Origin of the sequence: Afipia sp. 1NLS2, assembly GCF_000178995.1 — a bacterium.
Lineage (GTDB): Bacteria > Pseudomonadota > Alphaproteobacteria > Rhizobiales > Xanthobacteraceae > Afipia.
The window spans coordinates 73,184-100,093 of sequence record NZ_ADVZ01000001.1; the positions used below are offsets into that span (position 1 = coordinate 73,184).

The 26,910-nt window shown below is 63.5% G+C and carries 30 protein-coding genes; 8 read left to right on the forward strand and 22 right to left on the reverse strand.

Annotated features, from left to right (window positions below):
- Positions 1-9: 9 nt before the first annotated feature.
- From AFIDRAFT_RS00390 to AFIDRAFT_RS00405, 4 genes are read right to left on the reverse strand one after another with little or no spacing between them, the layout of a single operon-like run.
- Positions 10-513, reverse strand: a complete 504-nt coding sequence (locus tag AFIDRAFT_RS00390; RefSeq protein WP_009336940.1) for an SRPBCC family protein — start codon at positions 511-513, stop codon at positions 10-12.
- Positions 514-534: 21 nt separating this feature from the next.
- Complete coding sequence (locus tag AFIDRAFT_RS00395; protein ID WP_009336941.1) at positions 535-948, reverse strand: VOC family protein; 414 nt, start codon at positions 946-948, stop codon at positions 535-537.
- A 48-nt stretch (positions 949-996) separates the two neighbouring features.
- Positions 997-1,506, reverse strand: coding sequence for an SRPBCC family protein (locus tag AFIDRAFT_RS00400; RefSeq protein WP_009336942.1), 510 nt, complete (start codon positions 1,504-1,506; stop codon positions 997-999).
- Positions 1,493-1,879 (reverse strand): ArsR/SmtB family transcription factor, encoded by a 387-nt coding sequence (locus AFIDRAFT_RS00405; RefSeq protein ID WP_009336943.1) that lies wholly within the window; start codon positions 1,877-1,879, stop codon positions 1,493-1,495. The genes AFIDRAFT_RS00400 and AFIDRAFT_RS00405 overlap by 14 nt, the downstream gene beginning before the upstream one ends.
- Before the next feature lie 87 nt (positions 1,880-1,966).
- On the opposite strand from AFIDRAFT_RS00405, the gene AFIDRAFT_RS00410 reads away from it, so the two are divergent.
- Positions 1,967-2,611 carry a glutathione S-transferase family protein gene (locus tag AFIDRAFT_RS00410; RefSeq protein WP_009336944.1) on the forward strand — a complete coding sequence of 215 codons (645 nt, stop codon included), beginning with the start codon at positions 1,967-1,969 and terminating at the stop codon, positions 2,609-2,611.
- Here the strand turns inward: AFIDRAFT_RS00410 and AFIDRAFT_RS00415 are convergent.
- Entirely contained in the window at positions 2,608-4,251 is a 1,644-nt protein-coding gene (locus AFIDRAFT_RS00415; protein WP_009336945.1) for a fumarate hydratase, read from the reverse strand. The genes AFIDRAFT_RS00410 and AFIDRAFT_RS00415 overlap by 4 nt on opposite strands.
- Positions 4,252-4,390: 139 nt before the next feature.
- On the opposite strand from AFIDRAFT_RS00415, the gene AFIDRAFT_RS00420 reads away from it, so the two are divergent.
- Complete coding sequence (locus AFIDRAFT_RS00420) at positions 4,391-4,867, forward strand: hypothetical protein (protein ID WP_009336946.1); 477 nt, start codon at positions 4,391-4,393, stop codon at positions 4,865-4,867.
- Between the two features lie 6 nt (positions 4,868-4,873).
- Here the strand turns inward: AFIDRAFT_RS00420 and AFIDRAFT_RS00425 are convergent, their stop codons facing one another.
- The 12 genes from AFIDRAFT_RS00425 to flgB all read right to left on the reverse strand — a co-directional run bounded on the left by AFIDRAFT_RS00425 (position 4,874) and on the right by flgB (position 14,261).
- On the reverse strand, positions 4,874-5,269 hold the full coding sequence (locus AFIDRAFT_RS00425; RefSeq protein WP_009336947.1) for a VOC family protein: 396 nt from the start codon (positions 5,267-5,269) through the stop codon (positions 4,874-4,876).
- Positions 5,270-5,342: 73 nt separating this feature from the next.
- Positions 5,343-5,705 carry a hypothetical protein gene (locus AFIDRAFT_RS00430; RefSeq protein WP_009336948.1) on the reverse strand — a complete coding sequence of 121 codons (363 nt, stop codon included), beginning with the start codon at positions 5,703-5,705 and terminating at the stop codon, positions 5,343-5,345.
- A gap of 137 nt (positions 5,706-5,842) precedes the next feature.
- Entirely contained in the window at positions 5,843-6,247 is a 405-nt protein-coding gene (locus AFIDRAFT_RS00435) for a (R)-mandelonitrile lyase (protein WP_009336949.1), read from the reverse strand.
- A 68-nt stretch (positions 6,248-6,315) separates the two neighbouring features.
- The gene (locus AFIDRAFT_RS00440; protein ID WP_009336950.1) at positions 6,316-7,026 is read right to left on the reverse strand and encodes a glutathione S-transferase; all 711 of its coding nucleotides are present in this window, start codon (positions 7,024-7,026) and stop codon (positions 6,316-6,318) included.
- A gap of 119 nt (positions 7,027-7,145) precedes the next feature.
- On the reverse strand, positions 7,146-8,093 hold the full coding sequence (locus tag AFIDRAFT_RS00445; RefSeq protein WP_009336951.1) for a Tim44 domain-containing protein: 948 nt from the start codon (positions 8,091-8,093) through the stop codon (positions 7,146-7,148).
- A gap of 129 nt (positions 8,094-8,222) precedes the next feature.
- Entirely contained in the window at positions 8,223-10,760 is a 2,538-nt protein-coding gene (cckA, locus tag AFIDRAFT_RS00450) for a cell cycle histidine kinase CckA (protein ID WP_009336952.1), read from the reverse strand.
- A gap of 156 nt (positions 10,761-10,916) precedes the next feature.
- Positions 10,917-11,987 carry a flagellar biosynthesis protein FlhB gene (flhB, locus tag AFIDRAFT_RS00455; RefSeq protein WP_009336953.1) on the reverse strand — a complete coding sequence of 357 codons (1,071 nt, stop codon included), beginning with the start codon at positions 11,985-11,987 and terminating at the stop codon, positions 10,917-10,919.
- 3 nt (positions 11,988-11,990) lie between these two features.
- Positions 11,991-12,770 carry a flagellar biosynthetic protein FliR gene (gene fliR, locus AFIDRAFT_RS00460; RefSeq protein WP_009336954.1) on the reverse strand — a complete coding sequence of 260 codons (780 nt, stop codon included), beginning with the start codon at positions 12,768-12,770 and terminating at the stop codon, positions 11,991-11,993.
- Positions 12,771-12,789: 19 nt separating this feature from the next.
- Positions 12,790-13,053: a flagellar biosynthesis protein FliQ gene (fliQ, locus tag AFIDRAFT_RS00465; RefSeq protein WP_009336955.1), complete on the reverse strand. Its 264-nt coding sequence runs from the start codon at positions 13,051-13,053 to the stop codon at positions 12,790-12,792.
- Positions 13,054-13,087: 34 nt separating this feature from the next.
- The gene (gene fliE / locus AFIDRAFT_RS00470; RefSeq protein WP_009336956.1) at positions 13,088-13,411 is read right to left on the reverse strand and encodes a flagellar hook-basal body complex protein FliE; all 324 of its coding nucleotides are present in this window, start codon (positions 13,409-13,411) and stop codon (positions 13,088-13,090) included.
- 17 nt (positions 13,412-13,428) lie between these two features.
- Positions 13,429-13,854, reverse strand: coding sequence for a flagellar basal body rod protein FlgC (gene flgC, locus AFIDRAFT_RS00475; RefSeq protein ID WP_009336957.1), 426 nt, complete (start codon positions 13,852-13,854; stop codon positions 13,429-13,431).
- 11 nt (positions 13,855-13,865) lie between these two features.
- Positions 13,866-14,261 carry a flagellar basal body rod protein FlgB gene (flgB, locus tag AFIDRAFT_RS00480; RefSeq protein WP_009336958.1) on the reverse strand — a complete coding sequence of 132 codons (396 nt, stop codon included), beginning with the start codon at positions 14,259-14,261 and terminating at the stop codon, positions 13,866-13,868.
- Between the two features lie 353 nt (positions 14,262-14,614).
- Here flgB and AFIDRAFT_RS00485 point away from each other — a divergent pair, with 353 nt between their 5' ends.
- Positions 14,615-15,553, forward strand: coding sequence for a flagellar biosynthetic protein FliO (locus AFIDRAFT_RS00485; RefSeq protein WP_009336959.1), 939 nt, complete (start codon positions 14,615-14,617; stop codon positions 15,551-15,553).
- A complete protein-coding gene (gene fliP, locus AFIDRAFT_RS00490) occupies positions 15,550-16,308 on the forward strand; it encodes a flagellar type III secretion system pore protein FliP (RefSeq protein ID WP_009336960.1) in 759 nt (252 codons plus the stop codon). Before AFIDRAFT_RS00485 ends, fliP begins: the two co-directional genes overlap by 4 nt.
- A gap of 9 nt (positions 16,309-16,317) precedes the next feature.
- On the opposite strand, the gene AFIDRAFT_RS00495 is transcribed toward fliP, so the two are convergent.
- The 5 genes from AFIDRAFT_RS00495 to fliL form a co-directional block, all read right to left on the reverse strand.
- On the reverse strand, positions 16,318-19,965 hold the full coding sequence (locus tag AFIDRAFT_RS00495) for a hypothetical protein (protein ID WP_009336961.1): 3,648 nt from the start codon (positions 19,963-19,965) through the stop codon (positions 16,318-16,320).
- A gap of 104 nt (positions 19,966-20,069) precedes the next feature.
- Positions 20,070-20,831, reverse strand: a complete 762-nt coding sequence (locus tag AFIDRAFT_RS00500; RefSeq protein ID WP_009336962.1) for a MotE family protein — start codon at positions 20,829-20,831, stop codon at positions 20,070-20,072.
- Complete coding sequence (locus AFIDRAFT_RS00505; RefSeq protein ID WP_009336963.1) at positions 20,828-21,253, reverse strand: DUF6468 domain-containing protein; 426 nt, start codon at positions 21,251-21,253, stop codon at positions 20,828-20,830. Before AFIDRAFT_RS00505 ends, AFIDRAFT_RS00500 begins: the two co-directional genes overlap by 4 nt.
- The gene (fliM, locus tag AFIDRAFT_RS00510; RefSeq protein WP_009336964.1) at positions 21,250-22,449 is read right to left on the reverse strand and encodes a flagellar motor switch protein FliM; all 1,200 of its coding nucleotides are present in this window, start codon (positions 22,447-22,449) and stop codon (positions 21,250-21,252) included. Before fliM ends, AFIDRAFT_RS00505 begins: the two co-directional genes overlap by 4 nt.
- Positions 22,446-22,946: a flagellar basal body-associated protein FliL gene (gene fliL / locus AFIDRAFT_RS00515; RefSeq protein WP_009336965.1), complete on the reverse strand. Its 501-nt coding sequence runs from the start codon at positions 22,944-22,946 to the stop codon at positions 22,446-22,448. Before fliL ends, fliM begins: the two co-directional genes overlap by 4 nt.
- 356 nt (positions 22,947-23,302) lie before the next feature.
- Between fliL and flgF the strand changes: the two genes are divergently transcribed.
- From flgF to flgH, 4 genes are read left to right on the forward strand one after another with little or no spacing between them, the layout of a single operon-like run.
- Positions 23,303-24,073, forward strand: a complete 771-nt coding sequence (gene flgF, locus AFIDRAFT_RS00520; RefSeq protein ID WP_009336966.1) for a flagellar basal-body rod protein FlgF — start codon at positions 23,303-23,305, stop codon at positions 24,071-24,073.
- Positions 24,074-24,085: 12 nt separating this feature from the next.
- Positions 24,086-24,874, forward strand: coding sequence for a flagellar basal-body rod protein FlgG (gene flgG, locus AFIDRAFT_RS00525; RefSeq protein ID WP_009336967.1), 789 nt, complete (start codon positions 24,086-24,088; stop codon positions 24,872-24,874).
- Between the two features lie 15 nt (positions 24,875-24,889).
- Positions 24,890-25,921 carry a flagellar basal body P-ring formation chaperone FlgA gene (flgA, locus tag AFIDRAFT_RS00530; protein WP_009336968.1) on the forward strand — a complete coding sequence of 344 codons (1,032 nt, stop codon included), beginning with the start codon at positions 24,890-24,892 and terminating at the stop codon, positions 25,919-25,921.
- Positions 25,921-26,670 carry a flagellar basal body L-ring protein FlgH gene (flgH, locus tag AFIDRAFT_RS00535; RefSeq protein ID WP_009336969.1) on the forward strand — a complete coding sequence of 250 codons (750 nt, stop codon included), beginning with the start codon at positions 25,921-25,923 and terminating at the stop codon, positions 26,668-26,670. Before flgA ends, flgH begins: the two co-directional genes overlap by 1 nt.
- The last annotated feature ends 240 nt before the right edge of the window (positions 26,671-26,910 follow it).

A 26,910-nucleotide genomic window follows, 5' to 3' on the forward strand; every position in this document is an offset into this window, starting at 1 on the left:
TGAACTCCGCTATGCGCCACTTGCAGACATCTGCCGGGCGTATTCTTCGAAACGATCGAAGGTACCAGTCCAGCCGACGCCATGGCCGTCGCGATCGGCGATCGAATGAAAGCCGATCTGACGCAATGTCACCAGCGTGCCTTCGCTGCGCTCCTCGAACGTGATCGCTACCATCATGTCCGCATTTGGAAATTCAACGTATTTGTTGTTGTCCCAGGTGAAGGTGAACACCAGCCGTTCCGGCGGCACGATCTCCTTGAACACGCCGTGCTGCCAGAGATGCGAGCCGTCCTCCGCCGACTGAAGGCAGTGACGCCATTTCCCGCCGACGCGCAGATCCATGTACATCTCGATGGCGGGGCACATCGGCGGGCCCCACCAGTGCTTGGCGTGATACGGATCGGTCCACGCCTTCCAGACAAGCTCGCGCGGCGCTTTGAAGATGCGCGAGACGACAAGCTCCTGCTCGGCGAGCGGCAACGGGCTGGCGGATGCTGACATGTGTCGGGACATGAAAGGCTCTGTCTGCGGCGATTACATCGGCTTGCTGCAGTTGATCATCCAGTTGGTGCCGAACTTGTCCACGAACGCACCGAACCGCTGCGCCCAGAACGTTTCGCCAAGCGGCATGCCGATGGATTGAGCGCCTTCCGACAGCCCTTTGAAAATCCGCTCGGCCTCCTCCACCGTATCGACATTCAGACTGACGTCGAAACCCTGCGGCTTGTTGTAGCGGCCCGGCCCGGCATCGGAGGCCATGATGGCCTGATCGCCGACCGATAGGCGAGCATGCATGATGTGATTGGCGAATTCCGCCGGAACCTTTTCATCGCCCGGCATGTCCTTGTAGGGCATCATCATCTCGATCTTGCCGCCGAGCACCTTTGCATAGAATTTGATTGCTTCTTCGCACTGGCCGTTGAAAAACAAATAGGGATTGATCTTCATGGGTGTGTCCTCCGATTGTGATTGATTGCACTGTGCAGACGCGATGCGTCACTTTTGTGTCGCAAGATAATCGTCGAGTTGGTCGAACGTGCCGCCGAAGCCCTGCTGCATTGAGCCGAACATGCTCTCGAACATCGCCTGCTCTTCCGCGGAGACATTGATCGGCCGGCCGCGCAATTCGAGCCGCGTCTTGCCGCCCTCCTCATGGAAGGTTACGACGTTGCGGATTTCCTTCGGCCAGTTGTCGCTGAACGGCGCGCGGACGATGTCGCCCGATTCATTCGAGAACGAATTGACGAACACGATGCGTTGAGGCTTCACCACCTCCACGTAATGGAAGATGCCCCACCATTTGCTGCCGTCCGGCATGCCCATCGAATAGTGAAATATACCGCCGGGAGACACATCGAGTTGCTCGACTTCGATGGCGCAGCCTTTCGGCCCCCACCATTCTTCCAGCGCCTCGCGCTCCGTCCATGCCTTCCACACCGCATCGCGCGGCGCATTGAATGTGCGCGTGACGGTGAATTCCTGAGCAGTCGTTTCACTTGCGGCCATCGCTCTTTCCTTTCGCTTTCGGCTTTTTCGGTTTTGATCCCTTGCCATCGTCGTCGCCCGCCTGCAGGCGCTGCAGATAGGCGTCGAGGCGATCGAAGCTCGCCTCCCAGAACTTGCGATAGAAATCGATCCAGCCCGCCGCCTCTTTCAACGGCGCGGCTTCGAGCTTGCACGGCCGCCATTGCGCGTTGCGCCCGCGCGTAATCAGCCCTGCCCCTTCCAGCACCTTCAAATGCTTGGAGACTGCGGGAAGGCTCATGTCGAACGGCTCCGCGAGTTCGTTGACCGAGGTTTCGCCGAGCGCGAGCCGTGCCAGAATGGCGCGCCGCGTCGGGTCGGCAAGGGCTGCAAACGTGCTGGAAAGCCGGTCCATTGGGGTATTCTCTTATTTAACTTATGAGTTAAATACGATACAGGAGCCATGACGTCAACCCAACATTTTGCCGGGAGCAGCTTCACCATGACCGTCATCATCACCGCCTTCGAGAAATCGCCGGATGGCGGCAAGGGGCTGGCGCGCGACACCCGCGTTCGCTGGGCGCTTGAGGAGGTCGGACAGCCTTATGAGGTTCGCGCTGTTTCGTTCCGCGCGATGAAGGAGCCCGCGCATCTCGCGCTGCATCCGTTCGGCCAGATTCCGACCTATCAGGACGGCGATCTCACCCTGTTCGAGACAGGATCGATCGTCTTCCACATCGCCGAACGCCATGCGGGGCTGCTGCCGAACGATCCCAATGCGCGGGCACGCGCGATCACATGGATGTTCGCCGCGATCAACACGGTCGAGCCGCCAATCCTTGAACTCGTCACCGCCAAAATTCTGGAGGGTGACAAGCCATGGGCCAAGGAGCGCATGACTCTGGTCGTGGACCGCATCCACACCCGGCTGAAACAGCTATCCACTCGTTTGGGCGATGCCGACTGGCTCGACGGCGCATTCAGCGCCGGCGATCTGATGATGGTGTCGGTGCTGCTCCGGTTGAGACCATCAGGCATTCTGGACGAGCACCGGACTCTCGCCGCCTATGTGGCGCGCGGCGAGGCGCGGCCCGCCTACCAGCGGGCCTTCGACGCCCAGTTCGCGTTTAACAACGGGACCACCTAGCCCAGATTCAATTCCTTGAAGAAGTCGCTGCCCTTGTCATCGATGATGATGAAGGCCGGGAAATCGACAACCTCGATGCGCCAGATCGCTTCCATGCCGAGTTCGGGATATTCCACGACCTCGACCTTCTTGATGCAATGCTCGGCGAGATTCGCAGCCGAACCGCCGACCGAACCGAGATAGAAGCCGCCGTATTTCTTGCACGCATCGCGCACCACAGGCGCGCGGTTGCCCTTGGCGAGCATCACCATCGAACCGCCCGCCGCCTGGAACTGATCGACGAACGAATCCATGCGCCCTGCTGTCGTGGGACCGAACGAACCCGACGCATAGCCTTCCGGCGTCTTGGCGGGGCCTGCGTAATAGATCGGATGGTTCTTGAAGTAATCCGGCAACGGTTCGCCCTTCTCCAGCCGCTCGCGTAGCTTGGCGTGAGCGAGGTCGCGCGCGACGATGATGGTGCCGGTGAGCGCAAGGCGCGTCTTCACCGGATATTGCGACAGCGTCGCCAGAATGTCCTTCATCGGCTTGTTGAGGTCGATCTTCACCGGCTCGCCGCCGAGCGAACCTTCGACCTCCGGCAGATACTGCGCCGGATTGTGCTCAAGCTCCTCGAGATAAACACCGTCCTTGGTGATCTTGCCGAGCACCTGACGGTCCGCCGCGCACGACACGCCAAGCCCGATGGGAAGTGATGCGCCGTGGCGCGGCAGCCGGATCACGCGCACGTCGTGGCAGAAATACTTGCCGCCGAACTGCGCGCCGACGCCCATCGACTGCGTCATCTTCCAGATTTCCTGCTCCATCTCGAGATCCCGGAAGGCATGTGCATCCTCGCTGCCTTGGGTCGGCAGCGCATCGAGATAACGGGCGGAAGCGAGCTTCACCGTCTTCATCGTCAACTCTGCGGAGGTGCCGCCGATGACGATGGCGAGGTGATAGGGCGGACACGCCGCGGTGCCGAGCGTGAGAATCTTTTCTTTCAGGAACGCCAGTAGGCGGTCGCGCGTCAGAAGCGACGGCGTGCCCTGAAACAGGAAGCTCTTGTTGGCCGAGCCGCCGCCCTTGGCCATGAACATGAATTTGTAGGCGTCGTCACCCTCGGCATAAATCTCGCACTGCGCGGGCATGTTGTTGCGCGTGTTCTTTTCCTCGAACATCGAAATCGGCGCGAGTTGCGAGTAGCGCAGGTTGCGCTTGAGATACGCATCGCGCGCGCCTTCCGAGAGCGCGGCCTCATCGTCGCCCTCGGTGAGGACGCGGTTGCCCTTCTTGCCCATGATGATCGCGGTGCCGGTGTCCTGGCACATCGGCAGCACGCCGCCGGCCGCGATGTTAGCGTTCTTCAGAAAGTCGAAGGCCACGAACCTGTCGTTGTCGCTCGCCTCGGGGTCAGCGAGAATTTTCCGCAACTGCGCGAGGTGGCCGGGACGCAGATAATGGTTGATATCGACGAAGGCAGCTTCCGCCAGCGCCTTGAGCGCCTCGCGCGAGACCACCAGCATCTCCCTGCCCAGCACCGTTTCGACCCGCACGCCATCGGCGGAAATCTTCCTGTAGGGCGTCTCGTCCTTGCCGAGCGGAAACAGCGGGGTGTGCTTGTAAGGCGGCACGGCGGGAGCAGCGAAAGGTGCGTTCATCGGAGCCTCTCAGGGCGGCAGGATAATTTCGAAGCGTTCTAATCGCTTTCCCCTGCCCGGCAAAGACCCCGAAAGTCGCGGTACCGGGCGGGACGAAGAACGGCTTGCCGAACAACAGTTCCCACGCTTCAATACCGCCATGGACCTTGTACCCGCGCGCCTGCACCTTGCTACCGCCGCCACGATCCTTTTCGTGTCCGGCGTAGCGTCTCCCGCCATGGCCGACCCCTGCGACGAGCTTGCCCGCTCGCTCTCCCAGCAGATCGACAACCTCAAGGTCGGAAAAACGCGCGGCGGCATCATCTATCTGCAGCACCCCGCCGCCACGCAGGCGTCGCTTGGTTGCCCTAGCCGCAACCGGCAGGGCGATTTCTACGCGGCGACCAACCAGAAGAAGCCATCGGCGGAATTCACCTCATTCGTCGCGAGTGCCGTGGCACAGGTTTTCACCATTCCGAAAAAAGACGCCTTGCGCGGCATCAACCGGTGCCTGGGCCGCATCGGCCTGTTGCGCGGCAAGGACATCAAGACCCGCTACCGCAAGCTCGACGTCCATTGCATCGGTACGAAGACCGGCACCAACATCACGGTGTCGCGGGAACGCGACGACGACTGAGCGCCTTTATTTATACTTCTCGTCCCGTTCCAATATCTCGATCGAGATGCCCTCCGGCCCCTCGATGAATGCGATGCGTATGCCGGGGCGCGGGGTATGAGCCTCCGCCGTGAAGCGAACGCCCTTCGCCTTCAAATGCTCCGCGACCTGATCGACGTCCTTCACCCTGAGACCGAAATGATCGAGCCCGCGGTGCGGATGGGCCGGCGACGGCATGTCGGTGCCGGGTGCTTTCAGCAGAAAGATTTTCTGGCCGCCGAGAACGACATCGACGCGGCCGGGCGCGCGCACCGGCTCCGCCCCGAGCATGGCTTCGAACCATGCAGCCACGGCATCCGGATCGCTGACGCGCAAATGGACGTGGTCCCATAACGCATTGAGCGGCACATTCAGATTCTGCATCGCAACCTCATCACGCCGCCAAGAAAAAGGCCGGGCTCATCACCCGGCCTTATCACAAACTCTTTGTATTTGCTCAGGATGCCACGCAGCTTCGCACGAACAGGCGGCGCTGGCTCGGATGCACATGCCGGTCGATCGCCTGCTTGAGGCATTCGACGCGGGCCTCCGCCACGCACAATTGCATCTTGTCGCGCGCCTCGCGGTGCTTGAGATGCCTGGCGGCGATTTTCTGGCGGCAGGCATCTCGCTTGCTGACGCGAACCGCAGGCTTGGCGGATTTTTGCGCGCCGTCGTTCGGCGCGGCGTAAGCGAGCTTGGTGGGGGCCTGCGCCTCCGGCGCCGGGGGCGTGTACTGGATCGGCGAAGTCTGGGCCAGCGCGGCGTAAATCGAAACCGCGAGCAGTCCGGCATAGACCACAGGGGTAATGATGCGCATGGTGTCTCCGTCCTGAGGGCCGCGTGCTGGAACACGCATTGCGGTGTCGGGCGAATCCATTCACCTGACATTCACAATGAGTCAGGATTGGGGCGCTTGGCAAGAGTTCCAGAGCCCCCGCCCGGTTCACGATCGGTTTATGCGGTGCGCCCCGCATATTCCTCGTCGGTGACCTTCTCGAGCCAGTCGGCGGCGACCCCGTTCTGCAACTCCTGCATCGCCAGATGCACCATGCTGTTGGTCGGCGAAGCGCCATGCCAGTGCTTCTCGCCGGGCGGGATCCAGATCACGTCGCCGGGCTTGATGGTGCGGATGCGATCGCCCTCGCACTGGATCAGCCCGCAACCGGACAGCACATAGAGCGTCTGCCCAAGCGGATGGGTGTGCCACGCCGTCCGCGCGCCGGGCTCGAAGCTCACCTTCGCCACCTGCAGCCGCGCCGGAGCCGGCGCCTGGATCATCGGGTCCATCCAGACCGTGCCGGTGAAATACTCCTCCGGCGGCCGCCGCGAGGGCACGTCTCCGGGATGCGTGATCTTCATGCGCTTCTCCTCATCTCTCGAAGTCAGCCTAGCAAACAACTTCGCCCGGTAAAGCCACTCCCGCCCGGCTATCGGTCGAGCGCGGGATAGTGACGGAAAATACCATCGGTGTTGAACGGAATACGCCGCTCACTTCGCAGATAGGCGGCGATATTCGGCCGCGCGCCGACGCGCTCATGCAACGCGACAAGGCACGGAATATTCCGCTCGAAGCGCTTCATGCGTTTCGGGAAAGCATAGCGCAGCCCCTCCACGATCTGAAATAGGGACAAATCAACATAAGTCACCCGGCGTCCGTCGAGATAAGGCCCGCCGCCGCGCGCCGCGATGTCCTCGAAGTAGCCTAAAAATTTCGGCACGCGCGATTTCCAGAATTCGTCCGAACGCTTCACCGCCTGTGGCCGCTGGTCCTCATAATAGAGCGTCGGCCCGAGCGGATGGTGGGCGTCGTGAATCTCGACCACGAAATCGGTGATCGTGAGTTGCAACTGATGCAGGCGCAGCTGCCCCGCCTCGGACTTCGGCGCAAGGCCGTGACGCGTACCGAGATAAAGCAGGATGTTGGCGACCTGCGCGATGACCTGCTTGTTCGCTTTCAGAAATGGCGGCGCGAACGGCGGCGGATCGAGCCGCCGGTTGTTCATCATCGCCATCATCCGCTTTTCGCCACCCTTGCGGCGGGCGGCATCGACATATTCCGCGCCCGCCTCCTCCAGCGCGAGCCGCACATATTCGCCCCGCCCCTGAATGGTCGGCCAGTAAAACAGTTCGTATTTCATTGCGGGCTCCGTTCCGTTGGCAGTCAACGATACGGAACCGGGATTGTTTCGCCAGCGCGCGCCAATAAAAAAGACGCCGCGCGAACGCGGCGTCTTTCGGTTTCGTCAGGCTGCGATCCTTAGCTGGTCTGCTGGATCGCCGACAATTCCCAGTCAGCACCGGGGCGGCGCACGAAGGTCCAGATTTCGGTGACCTCCTGCGGCGTGTCGCTGCCCTCAATCATGCGGCCGCTGGAACGCTCCATCGTCTTGTCGACCAGCGAGAAGTGCATCGCCACCGTGGCGTAGTCCGTCGAGCCCTCGCGCCAGGCTTCCGCAAGATCGCCCTGCAACAGCTTGACGTTCGTGACCTTGTTGATCACGCCACGCGAGGAATTCGACGCCAGATCCTGCGACATGTACGACACCATCTCGGGGGTCGCGATCGCATGCAGGCGGTTCATGTCCTCGTTCGACCACGCCTCCTGCACCTCGTTCAGGCGGCGCTCGAACACTTCGTAATCGGCGGGCGTGATCTCAAGCGGCGCGCTGCCGCTGCCCGCCCCGAAACCGAAGCCGGTGCGGGCATAGCTCTGCCCCGCATTCGGATTCGGCGGCGGCGCGTTATTGGCATAGGACGGCGCGTTGCGGTTCGCCCACCACGACATCGCGAGCCGCACCACGAAGTAGATCAGCGCGAGCTGGATGACGAGGCCGAGGATCGACGACAGCCCGCCGAGCCCACCGAACAACCCATTGCCGAACAGCATGCCGAACAGGCCCGCGCCGAGGAAGCCGGCGGCGAGACCGCCGAGCAGGCCGCCACGGTTGAAGAAGCCGCCACGGTTCGCCGTGTTGACCGGCGCTGTCGTGTTCGGGGTGATGGTCCGCTGCATCGGCTGAGCCGCGTTCGGCGCGGTCCGCGTCGTCGGCGGCGGCGCGAACGTCCGGCTGCCGCGCGAGCCCGAGCTGAAGCCGCCGCCCACCCGCGCATCCGCGGCGGTCACGGTCAACGTCAGCGGCATCGCCACGGACAGAATAACAACAAGGGTCTTGAGCAAGGCGCGAGCGCGCTGCGAGACGATCATGAACAATCCTCCATCCCCGCCATGGGGACGTAGCACCAAAATGGTGAATTCGGGACAAAAGGGAAGATGGGAACGAGTGCATTCCCTGCGTCGGTCGGTCGCGGCGGGGGCCCTTGCAGCGTCAAATCGTCAGCCGTTCATCGTCTCTTTGACCGCGCCGACAAGCTGACTCAGCGTGAAAGGCTTGGGCAGGAAGGCGAACTGCTCCCCGTCCGGCAGGCTCTTTTCAAAGGCATCCTCGGCATAGCCGGACACGAAGATGATCTTCAGCGCCGGGTTGGTCTTGCGCATCGCCGCCAGCATGGTCGGCCCGTCCATTTCCGGCATCACCACGTCGGAAACGACGAGATCGACAGTGCCGCCCTCGGCCTCGAGGGCTTCCAGCGCATCCAGCCCATTCTCCGCCTCGATCACGGTGTAGCCGCGCGAACGCAGGCCGCGCGCGTTCAGCGAGCGCAGGCCATCCTCGTCCTCGACCAGGAGGATGGTGCCCTGCCCGGTGAGATCGGCAGGCTTGGCCTTCGCCGCTGCTGCCTCGGCCACCGGCGCTTGCGGCTCCGCATCCTTCTCGACGATGTGGCGCGGCAGATAGATGCTGAACATCGTGCCCTGTCCGGGCGTCGAGTCCACATAGATGAAGCCGCCGGTCTGCTTGACGATGCCATAGACGGTCGAAAGGCCAAGGCCGGTGCCCTTGCCGACTTCCTTGGTGGAGAAGAACGGCTCGAAGATCTTGTCCACGATCTCCGCCGTCATGCCGGTGCCGGTGTCGCTGACCTCGATGCGAACGTAATCCGCAGCCGGCATGCCCTTGGCCTGCAGCCGCGCCACGTCCTGCGCCGAAACATTGCTGGTCTTGACCGCGAGCTTGCCGCCTTCGGGCATCGCGTCGCGCGCATTGACCGCGAGATTGACGATCACCTGCTCGAATTGCGAGACGTCCACCTTCACCGGCCACAGATCGCGGCCGTGGACGACATCGAGCTTCACCTTCTCGCCGATCAGGCGCTTCAGCAGCATGGTGAGATCGGACAGCGCGTCGCCAAGATCGAGCACCTGCGGGCGCAACGTCTGGCGGCGAGAGAACGCAAGCAACTGCCGCACCAGCGTCGCCGCGCGCGTGGCGTTCTGCTTGATCTGCATGATGTCCTGGAACGACGGATCGGTCGGCTTGTGCGCGTTCAGCAGGAAATCGTTCGCCATCATGATGGCGGACAGCACGTTGTTGAAGTCGTGGGCGATGCCGCCCGCGAGCTGGCCCACCGCCTGCATCTTCTGCGACTGGGCGAACTGGTTCTCCAGTTGCCGCTTCTCTGTCGTCTCCAGCAGGTAGACGATCGCGACTTCCGCATCGCGCTCGTCATGCTCGACCGACGTGACGAAGAACTGGCCCCAGCGGTCCTTGTCGCCGTCGAGCATCGCCTCGACCGGCGGAATATCGCCCTGCCCTTCGGTGGCGCGGCCGAGGATGGCCGTGACCTCGCCACGGTCGCGTTCGTGCACCACAGCGAAGATCGATTTGTTGGCGCTCGCCTGCGCCGACAGGCCCTGCGTCAGCTTGGCGAAGCGTGCATTGGCGCGAACGATCTGGCCGTCGCGATCCACCGTGGCGATCGCCATCGGCGTGTGATCGAAGAAGCGCATGAAGCGCACTTCGGCCGCGCGCTGCGGATCGGCATGCTCGTCGCGGGCACGGTTGATGACCAGCGTGCGCGAGGCGCCCGGCACGCCGTCGGCGCCGAAGGCGAGCTTGTGGTAGAGCCGCGCGGGCATGGTCTTGCCGCTGCGCATCCGCAGATCGACATCGAACACTTCCGTTTTGACTTCGCCGGGCTCCGGCGTGATCGAGGTGAGCAGCGCCGCGCCGTCGCCCGACAGAATGTCGGTGAGCCTCAACCCGCCGGACCCGATTTCCGCCAGATCGTAGTCGAGCCAGTTCGACAGCGTGGCGTTGACATAGGCAAGGTCGCCGCCCGGCGTCACCGAGAAGAACCCGCACGGCGCATGGTCGAGATATTCGATGGCGTGCTGAAGTTCCTGGAATACGTCCTCCTGCCGCTCGCGGTCGCGGGTGATGTCGGCGACCGACCACACCGCGTAGCGGGATTCACGGCGGCTGTGACCGAGCGGCTGCACCCGCATCCGTAGCCAGCGCGCGCCGCGCTCGGCATCGGTGACGCGGACCTCCTCCTGCTGGCGCTTGCCTTCCTTGGCCGCCTTCAAAAGCCGGAACACCGCCTCTGAAACATCGGGGTTGCCGATGAACACCCGCTCGACCGGACGCACCTCCTGCACGTTCGCGGCGCCCGTGAGGGCCAGATAGGCGTTGTTGTAATAAACGATGTGACCGCGCGCGTCGGTCACCGCGAGCCCGTCGAAGGCGTTATCCGCCATCGGCTTCATGAGCGGGTTTTCTGCGCCCCGGTCAGCGAACCGCACGATCCCGGCGGCGAAGGCAAACAGCGTGAACAGGCCGACCATCGCCAGCAGGGAAATCAGTCCGAGGATGAACGGCTGTGCATGGCTGCGCCCGAGCACCATGAAGGCCACCGCTGCCGCGACCACCGCGACCGCGATGATGAGGACGAGCGCGATGCTGCCGCCCCGCCTCGCGGGCTCGGCAGAGACGAGATGATCCGGCTTGCCGGGGGTCAGGTCTGCCTTCATCGGGTGCCGCCAAAGCGGGTTGAAGCGGGTTGCGACACGAAAAGTCCTGGTCCGAAGTCCTTGAGTCCATGCCGCGAGGTCCGGAAAACCAGCGCAGAATAGGCCCTCAGTGCCTGAATCGGGGTCTGCAATGCAAGCGCCACGTCAGTCCGGTCCTCAGTTTCGCCGCAGGCTTCGCTTCAGCTTCATGACATAGCCGATGACTTCGGCGACCGCATGGTAATGCTCCACCGGAATCTCGTCGTCGATCTCGACGGACGCATGGAGCGCACGCGCCAGCGGCACGTTCTCCACCACCGGAATATCGTGGGCCGCCGCAACTTCGCGGATCTTGAACGCGATCAGGTCGACGCCCTTGGCAACGCAGATCGGCGCGGGCATGCCGCGCTCGTATTTCAGCGCCACCGCGTAGTGGGTCGGGTTGGTGATGACCACAGAGGCGGTCGGCACCGCGGCCATCATGCGCTTGCGCATCCGCGCCACGCGCAGGGCGCGAATGCGGCCCTTGATGTGGGGGTCGCCTTCGGACTGCTTGTATTCGTCCTTCACTTCCTGAAGCGACATCTTCTGCCGCTCGAACCAGCTCCGGTACTGGAACAGATAGTCCAGCGTGGCGACGATCGCGAGCATCGCCACCACCGTGCCCATCAGCTTCAGCGCCATCGAGCGCGTCAGGTCGAGCATCAGGCTGGGATCGATCCGCACCATCACGTCGGCGCGTTCGTGCTCGGGCCACATCACCATCGCCATCACGACGCCGAGGACGATGACCTTGAACAGCCCCTTGGCGAAATTCGCCGCCGCCTGCTTGCCGAACAGCCGCTTCGCGCCCGACATTGGCGACAGTTTGCTGAATTTCGGAGTGATCGGGTCGACCGACCAGACCGGCCGGTGCTGGATGAGATGGCTGCCGACCGCAGCGACGATCAGCAGCGCGAACGGAATGCCGAGCGCCGTCAGCATCACGGTCTCGAGCCGCCCTACCAGAAGCAGCAGGCTTGGCCCGTCGGTTTTCATCCGCCCCGCATGTTCCAGCAGGTTCTTCAACGGCACCGTAAGTTTGTTGGCGATCGATCCGGAGAACGACGACATGATGAAGGTCGCGCCCGCGATCATGAACCATGTGTTGACCTCGATGCTCTTGGCGACGTCGCCGCGTTTGTGAGCATCTTCCAGCCGTTTGGCTGTGGGGTCCTGTGTTTTGTCCTCGTCGCCTTCCTCTGCCACGGCCTACCCTCCGCCGCTCACCGGCGCGAGCTGGTGCATCACGCCGCTGAAATAAGTGAGGAAGGTGCCCATCACGGCGACGAGAACGACGCCGAGCAGCAGGAAGCCCGCAAGAATCGAGAGCGGGACGCCGACGAAATAGACCTGCATCTGCGGCATCATCCGCGCCAGCATGCCGAGGCCGAGGTTGAAGACGAGACCGAAAATGATGAACGGCGCCGACAACTGCACGCCGATCTTGAACGCGACAGTGAACGCCTTCGTTGCCAGCGCCGCGACATCGCCGCTCGGCATCAGTTCACCGGGCGAGAACAGCGTGTAGCTGTCGCTCAGCGCCGCCAGAACGAGATAGTGCGTGTCGGTGGCGAAGATCAGCGCAATGCCGAGGATGGTGAGAAAATTCGCCACGATCACGGATTGCTGGTCCTGCGTGGGATCGACCGCGGTGACGAACCCGAGCCCCACCTGCTGGGCGATGATGGAGCCCGCGACCGACAGGGCCGCGAGCGTAAAGCGCGCGGTCGCGCCAAGCACCACGCCGACGATGATCTCATGGACCATCAGCACCATCACGGACGTCATGGACGACAGATCGACGTGATAGGCCGCGCGATGCAGCGGCAGCATGATGAGCGTGAGCATCAGCGCAATGCCAAGGCGCAGGCGGACCGGGACGTTGGCTTCGCCAAATCCCGGCAACAGCATCATCATCGCGCCGATACGGGCGAAGACCAGCATGAAGGTCGCCGCCAGTGCCGGCAGGAATGAGATGTCGATGCGCATGGCTGCCGCATAATCTGTCTTATCCGCCGATGATTCGCGACGAAATCCGCATCATGTGGCTGTGCATCGCATCCGCCATGAAGGGCAGCGCGACCAGGAGCGTGATGAACACCGCCAGAATTTTCGGCACGAACACCAGTGTCTGTTCCTGGATCTGCGTCAGCGCCTGCACCAGCGAGATCGCGACGCCGACCACGAGGCCGACCAGCAGGACCGGCGCCGAGACCAATACGATGGTCCAGATCGAATCGCGCGCCACTTCGAGAACTTCAGGGCCGGTCATGTCTGTCTTCCTTGGGTAAGAGCGAAACGATCGATCAGATCGGCATCTTCATGATGTCTTCGTAAGACTGGATGACCTTGTCGCGCACGGAAACGAGCGTGGACACCGCGACATCGGTTTCGGCGACCGCCGTGACCACGTCCATCACGTTGGCCTTGCCGGACGCCATCGCCACCGTCTGCGCATCGGATTTGCGCCCGGCGTCGAGTACGCCGTTCATCGCTTCCTTCACCAGAGAACTGAATGAGGGACCACCGCTGGTACCGGCGATCTTCCCTGCCCCGCCGGAGCTCGTGGCGGAGTCCATGATGCGTGACAGGCTTGCATAGGCGTTGGCTGCGACTGAAGGCGTTGCCATGATTGAATCCCTTCCGATCAGGCCTTGAGGATGTCGAGAGTGCGCTGGATCATCCGGCGCGTCGCGCTGATGATGTTGAGGTTGGCCTCGTAGGACCGCTGCGCCTCGCGCATGTCGGTCATTTCGACCAGCGAATTGACGTTTGGATATTTGACATTGCCGTTGGCGTCCGCCGCCGGGTTGCCCGGCTCATGCTTGATGCGGAAGCTCGACGTGGTGTCAGTCTTGACCCGGCCGAGCGACACCACCTGCGCGTCGAGCGTGCGGTCGAGTGTCGAGGAGAAGGTCGGCACCTTGCGCCGGTACGGATCGCCGCCCGCGGTGCTCGCGGTCGAATCGGCGTTGGCGATGTTTTCGGAGATCACCCGCATCCGCCCCGCCTGCGCGCGCAGGCCGGAGGTGGCGATGCTCATCGATTTGAGGAAGTCCATGCTTTCAGCCATGACGCATCTCCCTAGCGCTTGCCGATGGCGGTTTTGATGAGATCGAGGCTCTTGGTGTAGAGCGAGGTGGCGGCGGCGTAGTCCATCTGGTTGGACGCCACCTTCAGCATTTCGTCCTCAATATTGACGGCGTTGCCCGCGGGCCGCGTCTCGTAGCCGCCGGTGTTGGAGCCGAATGTCTCGCTGACGCCCGCCGCCTGGATGTGGTTGGCGCTGGTGCGAACCATCGAGATTTCATGCATGCCGTTGATGCCGGTCTTGTCGAAAGTCGGCTCGACCAGATCGCGCGGACGGAAGTTCGGGGTATCGGAATTGGAGACGTTTTCGGCCAGAACGCGCTGGCGCTCCTGATGCCATTGCATCTTGGTCCGCAGCATCGACAACATCGGAAGATCGGTGATCGCCATGACGGCCTCCGCCGGATGCGCTTCGGCCTCACGCCGCAGCTAGGCAGAATTTGCCGCCTGTATGGTTAACGGAGAGTTAAAATGACCCCTGCCGTTAACCTGTTGTGACGTGGCGATGGCGGCCCAGCCCATTCATTTTCAACAGGATTGCGTGATAAGGCCCGCTAAGTGCCTGATATCGCGGCCTTGAGGGTTGGGTTTGGCCGATTCCTGGTTTATGAAGAGGGCCAGTCTCCGGTATTTTTCGGCCGGAACAGATTAACGGATGGCACGAAACTCCTCCCCGATCGGGTGGTTGTTTCGATGCCGGTCCCAAAACTCGAAGCCATCGGATTCCAACGAGGACACACCGGATGTCGCAGATAGTATGGATTTTCTTCGCCATCCTGATCGTACTGGCGCTGATCGGCGCGGCCGCCTACCTCGTGCGCCGCTTCGCCGGACGCGGAATCGGATCGAGCAACAGCCGTGGCCGGATGCCCCGCCTCGCCGTGATCGACGCCGCCGCCGTCGATGGCCGCCGCCGCCTCGTGCTGGTGCGCCGGGACAATGTCGAACACCTTTTGATGATCGGCGGCCCGAGCGATATCGTCGTCGAGCCGAACATCGTGCGCAGCGGCGCAACGCGGGATGCCGCCGCCCCGCGCACCCCCGCAGGCACCGAACTGCCGCCGCGCGTTCCTCTGCCGGATACCAGCTGGCCGGAGCCTGCAAGCGACCGCGCCGAATCTTTCGATTTCCCTGAGCCGACCATGGCGCCGCCCGCACCGCGCCCGGCGCGGCCGTCGCTGAGCGACGATCTGCGTCGCGGTCCTTCGCTCGCACCCGAACGCCCGCGCGACGACACCCTTGCCGGGCCTGCACCGGAGCCGGTCGTCCGCCCCGAACCGGCGTTGCGCGCCGAACGCCCAGCGTCACGTCCGTTGCCGCGCAGCGAACGGCTGGAGCCTTCCCTGTCGCGGTCACCGCGCCTCGACACCGCTGCGCCCGTACGCCCCGCGCCGCGCGCGTCCGACCCGGTTTCGGCCGCCGACCAGAACCTCGCCGAAATGGCGCAGCGGCTGGAGGCAGCCTTGCGCCGCCCAGGCACGCGCATCGAAGCGACCGAGACGCGCACCGTCAGCGTGAATTCATCGGAACGGATCGGCGCGCCTCCGGTCGCGCCGGAAGCACCCGCGCCCCGCGCGGCTTCGCTCGATGCCCCCGATGAAGCCGAACCGGCCCGCCCCGCCTTCGAGAACCTCGAAGACGAGATGGCGAGCCTGCTCGGCCGCCCAAAGAACCCGACGTGAGGTCGGCAAAACTTCCGCGTAGAGTTCTTTTCCTTTCCGTCCTGATCGCCGCAACGCTGGCCACACCTGCGTTCGCGCAGGATATCAGCATCAATTTCGGCCAGGGCGCGGATGGCGGCGGCGTCACCGCGCGCGCGATTCAGCTCATCGCGCTTTTGACGGTGCTTTCGGTCGCGCCGTCAATCCTCGTGATGATGACGTCATTCACCCGGATCGTGGTGGTGCTGTCATTGCTGCGCACCGCGATGGGCACCGCGACCGCGCCGCCGAATTCGGTGATGATCGCGCTGGCGCTGTTCCTCACTGGCTTCGTGATGGGCCCGGTGCTGCAAAAATCCTATGACGACGGCGTCAAGCCGGTGATCGCCAACCAGCTGACCGTCGAGCAAGGCCTGCCGCTCGCGATCGCGCCGCTGCGCGGCTTCATGCAGAAGAACGTCCGCGAAAAAGACCTCAAGCTGTTCATGGACCTGTCCCGCGAGCCGCCACCGGCCACGCCCGACGAGATGTCGCTGCGGATTCTTATCCCCGCCTTCATGATCTCCGAACTCAAGCGCGCGTTCGAGATCGGCTTCCTCTTGTTCCTGCCGTTCCTCATCATCGACCTCGTGGTGTCGTCGGTGCTGATGTCGATGGGCATGATGATGCTGCCGCCGGTGGTGGTGTCGCTGCCGTTCAAGCTGATCTTCTTCGTGCTGGTGGACGGCTGGTCGCTGGTCGCTGGCAGTCTGGTGCAGAGCTACGGCGGCGGCTGACGCGCAGCGTTACTTCGCAGACGAGACTTTTCCGACGATCGCGGGCAATGCGCCCGTGGTTTCCGCATCGCTGGGTATATGCGGGATCTTCGCGCGCGCCACGGCATCGGGGAAGCGCTTGCGCATCTCGCGCAGGAATCCGTCCAGCGTATCGACCGTCGCCGCCATTTTCGCGATGCGTTCCAGCGCCGCCGGATCGGCCGAACCCGGCTTTGACGCGATGTCGAAGGCGTGGCGATCGGCATCGGTCGTCATCTTCGGCCCGTACTTCTCACGCCAGCGCGACAGGCCGAGCGCGTCGTTGGCAAGCGCGTAGCCGATCGCCGCACGAATGACGTCGCTCTTTTCGCTATCGGTCAGCGGCTGGAAATCGCGCCAGCGCTGGCCGTACAGAACCTCGATCTGCTCGGCCGATTCCCGCCACCGCCGCGCGGCCCAATAGATATCCGAACGCAGCCGGATCGCTTCGCGGCCCTGCACGTTCGCGATCAACTCCAAAGCGAGATCGTAACGCCCGACATCGCTCTGCGCGCGGCTCTCGAGCAGCAGACGCTGCTGGCGCACCTCGCCCGCAAGATCGCCGATGCGCGTGGAGCGCAACGCGGCGATGGCGCGCGCCGGCTTGCGGTTCATCAGATAGATCATCGAAAGGCGTGCCGCGACCTGCGCTCGCGCCGCGCCCTCGAGGCGATGATCGATCTGATATTGCAGAAGCTCGCCCGCCTGATCGAGCAAGTCGACCGCCACGAGGCGATCCGCGAGCCTGCGGATCATCTCGTCACCCCGACGGCCGATCGGCGTGAGGTCGCGATACTGGTAGAACAGGCCGAGCGCCTTGATCGGCGGCAGGCTGTCGCCCTTGTCGCTCAGGAACAATTGCGCGAACAGCGCCGATGCCTCATCCTGCATCTGGCGGGAGACTTCCGAATTGGGCCGCAGCCGTGTCGCGGTCATCGCCGCCGCGAACGCCTCGGCATAGCGATCCTTTTCGGCATAGAGATGCGCGAGCATCTGCAGATTCTTAATCTCGGTCTCGTCGCCGCGCCACAGCACGGACAGCGTTTCGAGATCGTTCAGCGCCGCGTCCGGCTCGATCTTGTTGTTTCGCTGCAAGAGCGCGATCTCGTCCAGCGCCGCCTCCGCCGCCGAAGGCCGGTCGCTTGAGGCGCGCACCGCGCGATAATCGGCCAGCGCATCGCGGTCGCGCCCGAGCGCCTCGGCGAGACGGCCGCGCAGCAGCCGCAGGCGCATCGCCTGTTCCGGCATCGGACCGATCGTCTGAAGATCGTTGCTGCGCGCGGCGGCGCCATCATAGTCGCGCACCTCCAGCGAGGCCTGCATCGCCTCGATCAGGATGATGCGCTGCAGATCGAGCGGCAAAGAGATGATCGCGGACCCGACGTTCTTGAACTTCTCCCGTGCGTCGGCCCATTTCTCCTGACGCGCCGCCGCCAGCCCCTTCCACAATTCCGAATCGAAGGAGCCTGCGATCACCGGATTGTTGAGATCCTTCATGGCGGGCTCGATGCGGCCCACCAGAATCTCTGCGACCGCGCGCGCCATCAGCGCCGGCTGCATGTTGTCCTGCGCCTGCGGCTTCAACAGCGCGAGATCGAATGCGCCCTTGGCCTCCTGATAGAAGCCACGCGCCAGATAGAATTTTCCAAGAGCGAGATTGGCCGCAAGACGCTTGTCGTCCGGCGCATTGGAAGCCGCGTCGATCAGTTCGTCGAGGCGCGGCAGGAAGCTTGCCTTCTGGTTCTTGCTCCACTCGGCCGGATCGAACACCGCACCGCCCGGCGTGCCCGTGCGATCAGGGGATGCCGTCGCCGCAGACAGCGTCAACCCACCGGGCTTGCTGATGACGATCTTGTCCGGCCGGGCTTCGACACTGACATCGTCCGAATTCGTCGAGACGGCGACGCCCTGCACCGATTCCAGCAACGAGAATTCCACAAAATTCTGCGGACGCAGGAAGCCGCGCACAGGCAGCGGCATGGTCACCACTGACAGCGTGTCGCCGACTTCCGGATCGTGGAAACGCAGCAACGGACCGGGCTGTGAAATCGCGATGCTGATATTGGCGCGGGTCGGGTCGCCGACATTGCGCTCCGCGACCAGCGGCTGCGAAGCCGCGATGTCCTGATCGGCGAGCGTCAGCACGAGTCCTTGCTGGTCGCCCGAAAGCGACGCCAGTTGCGGCCGGTTGAGCTTGATGCGGATCGCCTGCCCGCCTTGTACTGGCACGCTCTCCGCCGCCGCGATCAGCGCTCCGCCTTCGGTCTTGATCGGCTGCAGATCGAGCGGGCCGTTATCCGCTACGATCATCCAGATCGAGTCCGCGCGCTTGAATAAAGCCGTCGGCACGCTGCTCCCAAACGGAAACGTCACCTTGAAATTGGCGCTGGTCCGCTTGGCGACGACACCCTGCGGGGGATGGTCCGCCGCCACATCCTTGGGCGCGGGTGCTTGCGGCGCAGGTGCCTGCGGCACGGCCTTGGCCGCCGCCGCGTCGGACACTCTGGGAAGGTCCGCGGGCTTGGACGCCTCGGCCTCCTTGGGCTTGCGTGGCAGGTCGGAGTGATCGTCGGCTGCCTTTGGCGCGGCTGGTGCCGGCGGCGGCGCCGTGGTCGCGGTAGAAGCTGCGGGCGCAGCCGCGGGAGCGGCGGATGCCGCCGGTGCCGTTGCAGCGGGCGTTGCAGGCGCAGCAGGTTTCGCAGGCGGCGCGGTAGCTTCCTGCTTCGCCGCCGGTTGCACCGCTGCCGGGCGCGAGAGCGCCGGGTTCAAGGCCATGCCCGCCTTGCCGGTGTCGAAGCCGATATCGACGATATAATTGCGCTCCTCGCGGAAGCCGTGAACATCGACCTCGCCGATCAGCGCGATCTCCACCGCGGAATTGTCGCCCGAGATCGACTGCTTCATGCTCTTGATGTTCGAAGGCGCCGCGACCTGGGCGTCGGCAAGATCGAACGTCAGCGGCGCCGAGAATGACAGCGTGTACTTGTCCGCATTGAGCGACGACGAGACGCTGACGCCTTCCGGCAGTTCAAAAACAAAACGCACGAATGTCGGCTGCACCGCCGTACGCACCCGCACCGGCGGGCGCTTCTCGGCGGCTTCGACCTTCTTCTGCATCCGCAGAATGCGCTCGGCGGCGAGCGCGCGTTCGGACAATTCCTTCACCACCTCGGCAGGCAGCGGCGGCGGCAGGCCGACCCATTTCGCCGGCAGCAGGTCGATATAGACCCGCTCGCCCGCCGTCATCTGATTGACGCGGACCTTCTGGTTGAGCGCGAGACGGATCGCAGCGCCATCGGGATCGCGCCGCGCGGTGCCGACATAGGCAGGCACCGCATCGTTGAGCGCATCGACCGGCATATCGACCGGCTTGGCGAAGCGGATGACCATGATCGCGCCCGCCATCGACACTTCGGTCGGCACTTCCTCCGTGAAACGCAGCAGCAGGCGCGCGTAACCGTTCTCTTGAGTGAGCGTCGCCTCGCCCTTCACCGGATCGGCAACCGCCCGGCCCGGCCACGCCAGCACGACAGCCAGCAGGGCAACCGAGAAGGCCGCACGCATGACAGCGCGCGCCCGGACCAGCCGTCCGAACGCTCCCCGCTTGCTTATGGATTCCAACGCCGCCTGCCCGGCCATGTGGTCCGTCTCTTTGGCTCTCCCGAACGCCGGGGTCCGGATAACCGGACCACCCTAGAATCCTGCGTTTAACGCGCTGTTAATCATGGCGCTTCCGATTGCCTTTAATTGACCGGACGTCCCTCAATCTTCGGCAGATCGGACAGCGATGCCGACTTCTCGCCGCCCGCCCGGCGCGCAATCTCGACCGTCAGCCGCTCGGCGTTTTCCGGCTGCATCTGGCCGACGATATCGGACAGCTTGCGCGGCGCGATCTGCGAGGCGATCTGGTAGAGAACGGCGATGTCGAGGCGGTCGAACACCTTGGCGGCATCCTTCGGCTTCATGTTCTCGTACATCGTCACGAGGTCTTTCAGCTTCGCCGCCTCGGCCTTGGCTTTCTGACCCTCGGCCGCCGTGATGCGGGCTTCGGTCGCCTTCAATTCCTGCAGCTTGCCCTCAAGCTTCTGCTCGGCGGTCTTGACGAGATTTTCGCGAATATCGATCTCGCGGGCGCGGGTTTCGATCTCCTGTCGTCGCGCCTGCAGCCGCTCCAGCACCGCGCGTTCCGAAGGCGACACCGCCGTCGCCGGATCGGGCTGCGCCGCGACGTCTTCGGGCCGGGTCGTCGAAACAGGGCTTGTTTCGGCAGGCTTCGACTCCGGAGCCTTCTCGACCGATCCGGTGATGTCGGACATATCGAGCGTATGGGTACGGCCCGTCGGGAAGTTCAGGGCGCTCTCCGCCCAGGACTTCGGCCGCTGCGGGTCATCCCGGAAAATATATCCGCCATCCAGAAGCAGGCCCGAGATCTTGAGCACGGCCAGACAACTGGCCGCGATCAAGAGCAGCGGGACGACCCGGAATTCGCGGAGCAGACTCTTCATGCAGCAAGACCACGCCGGCGTTCGGAGAAGGCCTGTGCCGCAGCGACCACCGACTTCGCATCGGTGCGTGCGGATGCGCCGCCCTCAGCCGAGGCACGGGCCGCCACCGCAATGTCGCAGAGCCGCTTGAGGATTTCGCTGCCGACCGCGATCTGCTTGCCGAGCGAGCCGGACAGATCGGAGGCCTCGGACAATTGCGCGCCGAGATTCTCATCGCATTCGCGCACGGTGACCTTGAGGCCGCCGATCGCGCGCTCGGCGATTTCGGTCGCGGTGATCAATTCGGAGATCGTCGCCTTCAGCGATTGCTCGTCCGCCTTCAATATCTTGAGGCGCTTGTTGAGGATACGGCAATAGGCGATCGTCCATATCAGCAGGAGAGCAACGAGGCTCTCGATGGCCATTCCCATCATGTGGTTCATTGTGCCTCCATCAGTTTGGTTTGTTCGTCCTGCTTTTCGAACATCGCGTAGGTCGTGTGCGGCTTGTGCAGCGGCTTCGACACACGGATGGCGACGCGGTCGCCGACCCGGCCCATCCGGCCCTCGCTCAATGTCACGTCGCCGCAACGCACCGACACCATCGCATCGGGACGGATATCGAGCGGCAGCGTGTCGCCCACTTTCAGCGACATCAATTGCTTCAGCGGCATGTCGGCTTCATAGAGCACCGCATCGACATACATTTCCGCCTTCGCGATCTCGGTGGCGAGATGGCCTTCCCAGATCGGGTCGCGGCCGAATTTTTCACCCATGAACATCTGCAACAGCACGTTGCGGATCGGTTCGATGGTGGCGTAAGGCAGCAGCAGTTCGACGTTACCGCCGCGATCTTCCATATCGACGCGCAGCCGCACCAGAATGGCGGCGTTGGCGGGACGGCTGATGGCGGCGAAGCGCGGGTTGGTCTCAAGGCGGTCGATGGTAAAGGTCACCGGCGACAGCGGCCGGAATGCCTGCTCGGCATCGGCCAGCACCACTTCGACGAGACGCTTGACGAGATTGGTCTCGATGGTGGTGTAGGGCCGGCCTTCGATGCGCAGCGAGGTCTGGCCGCGCCGGCCGCCGAGCAGCACGTCGATCATCGAATAGATCAGACTAGAATCGACGGTGAACAGCCCGAAGTTCTCCCACTCCTCCGCCTTGAACACGGTGAGAACGCAAGGCAGCGGGATTGAATTCAGATAGTCGGCGAAACGCACCGAGGTGATGCGGTCGAGAGAAACTTCGACGTTGTCGGAAGTGAAATTGCGCAGGCTCGTCGTCATCAACCGCACCAGACGGTCGAACACGATTTCGAGCATCGGCAGGCGCTCGTAGGAGACCATCGCCGAGTCGATGATGGCGCGAATGCCGGAATGGTCTTCGAGATGGACTTCGCCGTCGCTGAAACCGAGGAGGTTGTCGATTTCTTCCTGCGACAGCACCCGCTCGCCGCTGGACTTGCCACCGCTGATGCCGCGGCTGCCGCCATCGACCATGGCGGCCCATTGTTCCGCCATCGACTCCGTGAGTTCATTGGCGGCGGCTTCGGCAGCCGCCTCCTCCGGATCCTCCGAGTCGAGCGCGCCCTCCCATTGGGCGGCAAGGGCGTCCTGGTCGACGTCACCCGGCGTCATTGGATCACCACTTCCTTGAACAGCACGGCGTTGACATGCTCCGGCGCGATCGCGGCATTGACGCGCTTGGTCAGTTCTTCCTTCATCCGGAACAGACCGATCGAGCCATTCAGATCATTGGCGCGCAGCTCGCGCAGATAGGTCTGGAACAGATCGGTGACGCGCGGCATCGCCGGCTTCACCTTCTCGACCAGCGGAGCCTCCTTCAGCTCCAGCACGGCCTTCACCTTAAGATATTGGATGCGCTCGCCCGGATTGCTGGCGAGGTTCACCAGCACATCGGGAACGTCGAGGAAGACCGGCGGCGCGGCCTTGGCTTCCTCCTTGGCATGCTGCCCGTCATGGCCGCCGCGCAGGAACACGTACCAGCCCAGCGCGCTCACCGCGAGAGTCAGCACCACCGCGCCTGCAATCATGAAGATCTTGCGCTTGCCGCTCGGCGCAGCCTCAGCCGCGACCTCCTCGGTGCCTTCTACGACCTGATCCTCGTCTGCCATCGCCCGTCCCGTCAGGATGAGCCCGATGTGCCGAACTGGCTTGAATACGCGAGACAAAGGCCGCCGGCGCATGAGCGCCTTGATCGCTCGACGCTAGGTGCCAATGGTTAACGGTTTCTTTCTTTTGGTCCCGAACTGGGAAAATTTTGCCGGGCAAACATGGTCAACAAGACCTTATTGCCGCCCGCCCCGCGCCCCTCTCCTTCACTTATCGATTTGAAATCAAACAGTTTTCGAAACTGGCACGACCCTCGCATTACTCAACCCGAACCGGCCGCTTGGGAGAGCAGACGGTTTAACGAACCGCCATCGGCTTTGGGAGAGGCCAATCGCGGTTTTGCAAGGGGAGAACTGCGATGGAGAACACGACTCTCATCGCGCTATCGCGCCAAATGACGCTTGAGCGGCAGCTCGACGTGGTCGCCAACAACGTGGCGAACGTCGGCACCAATGGCTACAAGTCCGATTCCTCGCTGTTCGAGGAATATCTGCGCAGCGGCGCTCATGAAGACAATTTCGCTCCCGGCAGCGACCGGCGCGTCAGCTTCGTGCAGGATCGCGCGACGGTCCGCGACTTTTCGCAAGGCCCGCTCGAGAACACCAAGAGCCCGCTCGATGTCGCCATCAGCGGCAAGGGCTTCTTCACGGTCCAGACGCCGGGCGGCGAGCGCTACACCCGCGACGGCCGCTTCCAGATCAATTCGCAGGGCCAGCTCGTCAACTCCAGCGGCTATCCGGTCCTTGGCACCAATGGCGTCATCACCTTCCAGCCGACCGACCACGACATCAAGATCACGGACGACGGCACCATCACGGTTCTGGAAGGCACGATCACCCAGACCGACTCCCTGCGCGGCAAGCTGAAGCTCACCTCCTTCGCCAACCGGCAGCAATTGCAGAAGGAAGGCTCGAACCTATTCGCGGCGCCCGCGAACGTCACCGGGCAGGCCGACACTGTGTCCACCGTCAAGGAAGGCTTCATCGAGCGGTCGAACGTCAATGCGATCGCCGAGATGAGCCGGATGCTGGAAATCACCCGCACCTACCAGAACATCTCGAACCTGATGCAACAGCAGGCGGATCTGCGGAAGAACGCGATCCAGTCCCTCGCCGACGTCCCGGCCTAAGGAGATTGAACAATGCGCGCTCTCTACACCGCCGCGACGGGAATGGCCGCTCAGGAATTGAGCGTCCAGGTTATCTCCAACAACATCGCAAACCTGCGCACCACCGGCTACAAGAAGCAGATGGCGAGCTTTCAGGACCTGCTCTACGAGCACGTCCAGCGCGTCGGCGCCCAAGCCTCCGATCAGGGCACGGTACTGCCGGTCGGTATCGACATCGGCGGCGGCGTCAAGACCGTCGGCACGCCGCGCCTGATGACGCAGGGCACGCTGTCCCCGGTCGGCGGCGATCTCAACGTCGCAGTCCGCGGCGAAGGCTATTTCAAGATCCAGTTGCCGGACTCGACCTACGCCTACACGCGCGACGGCTCTTTCACGACTGACGGACAGGGCCGCATCGTCAACGCGCAAGGCAATCTGGTGCAGCCGACCATCTCGATTCCGCAGAATGCCTCGCAGCTCACGATCAACGCGCAGGGCCAGGTGTCGGTGATCCTGCCGGGATCGACCACGCCTTCGGTGCTCGGCCAGATCACCCTCACCCGCTTCATCAACAAGGCCGGCCTGCAGTCGATCGGCGACAACCTCTTTACCGATACGCCGGCCTCCGGCCCGCCGCAGGACGGCCTCGCCAACGCCGACGGCTTCGGTGACATCCAGCAAGGCAACCTCGAACAGGCCAACGTCGAGGTGGTGTCCGAAATCTCCGACCTGATCGCGGCCCAGCGCGCCTACGAGATGAACGCCAAGGTCGTCAGCGCCGCCGACCAGATGATGCAATCCACCACCGGCATGCTGCGCTAAGCCATGAGCACGATCATGACAAACACCATCGTGAAGACCGGCCTCGCCTTCGCCGCACTCCTGCTCGCCGCTTCGCCCGCTCTCGCGGACCCCGTGCAGGACGTGATCCACGGCCCCTCGCTGCGCGCCAGTGTCGTGATCTCGAGCGACGTGGTGCGGATCGGCGATCTCGTCGACAACGCAGGCACCGCCGCGCAGATCGCGATCTATCGCGCGCCCGACCTCGGCACCACCGGCATGGTGCGCACCGCGCAGTTGATCGAGACGCTGCGTGCCAATCAGGTGGTCGGCGTCGATACCCATAGCCTCAAGGAAGTCGCGATCACCCGCGCCTCGCGTCCGCTGCCCGCCAAGGACATCGAGCAGCAGGTGGCGAAGGCGCTCGCACATCGCGGTGGCCTTGGCGATCCCGAAAACCTGTCGCTCACCTTCGACCGCGAACTGCGCGACATCCAGCTCGATCCGGCGCTCACCGGCGAAATGATCGCGGTGGCCACCTATTACGACCCGCGCAGCGGCCGCTTCGACGTGCTGTTCGACATCGCCAGCGACACCTCGTCCTCGCCCGCGAAGCTGCGCTTCACCGGTACCGCGGTCGAGACCGTGCAGGCCGCCGTGCTGATGCGGCCGATGGAGCGCAACGACATCATCAAGGCATCCGACGTCAGCATCGAGCGCCGTCCCAAATCCGAAGTGGGCTCCGATGGAGTTTCGCTCGACCGCGCGATCGGCATGCAGATGCGCCGCGCGATGCGCGCCGGACAGGCGCTGCGGACCCTCGATCTCGCCAAGGCCGATCTGGTGACGCGCGATCAGGGGATCACGCTGATCTACGAGGCACCCGGCATCTATCTCACCGGCCGCGGCAAGGCGCTCGAGGCCGGCACCAAGGGCGACACTGTCAACGTCCTCAATCTGCAATCGAAACGTACCGTGCAGGGCATTGTGGTCGGACCGGGTCAGGTCGCCATCATCGCCGCCCAGCCGCGCGTCATGCGGCCCGCGACTCTCGCCGCCAACTCCGTCGCAACCGGAAAGATCGAGTAATGTACAGGCATCGAAAGCGTCATCTTCTCTGCACCGCTGCCGCACTCGCGATGATCGGATGCCTCGCCGGTGGCTGCTCCTCGCTCGAGCGCCTCGCCAATGTCGGCGAGCAACCGAAGCTGTCGTCGATCGACAACCCGACGACAAAGGCAGGCTACAAGCCGGTATCGATGCCGATGCCGACGCCGCAGCCCGCATCCTACAACCCCAACTCGCTGTGGCGGAACGGCTCGCGCGCCTTCTTCAAGGATCAGCGCGCCCATCAGGTCGGCGACATTCTCACCATCACCGTCAACATCACCGACAAGGCCAACATCGCCAACGAAACCCAGCGCAGCAGGTCCGGTACGGAAGATTCCAACATCACAAGCTTCTTCGGCGTGAAGAAGGTGCCCGGCACCAACACCTCGGGCAACATGCTGACGACGGATTCCACCTCCTCCACCGACGGCAAGGGTTCGATCACGCGGCAGGAAGCGTTGCAGACCAACGTCGCCGCCGTGGTCACGCAGCTTTTGCCGAACGGCAACCTCGTGGTCGAAGGCAAGCAGGAGATTCGCGTCAATTATGAAATCCGCGAACTGGTGGTCGCGGGCATCGTGCGGCCCGAGGACATCCAGAGCGACAACACCATCGACTCCAGCAAGATCGCGCAGGCCCGCATCGCCTATGGCGGGCGCGGCCAGATCACCGACGTCCAGCAGGCACGCTACGGACAACAGGTGATGGACATCCTGCTTCCGTTCTGATCGCGAACTCTCCCTTCGCGATCTTCCGAGCTCCCACGCCGATCCGTGAACCTAGGCATGGAAAGGCGTCTACGACGCGGCCTTCGCTAGCTCCCCTGGCGAAGGCCGCGGCCGTTTTACTGATGCGAGGAAACAGCGTTGTTATGGGCTTTTATGATTGCAGCCTTGCAAGTTCATGGACCGGAGACGCGGAACCTTCGGCGTCCTCGCTGATTTCAGTCCTCACAGAGGAGGAAATCA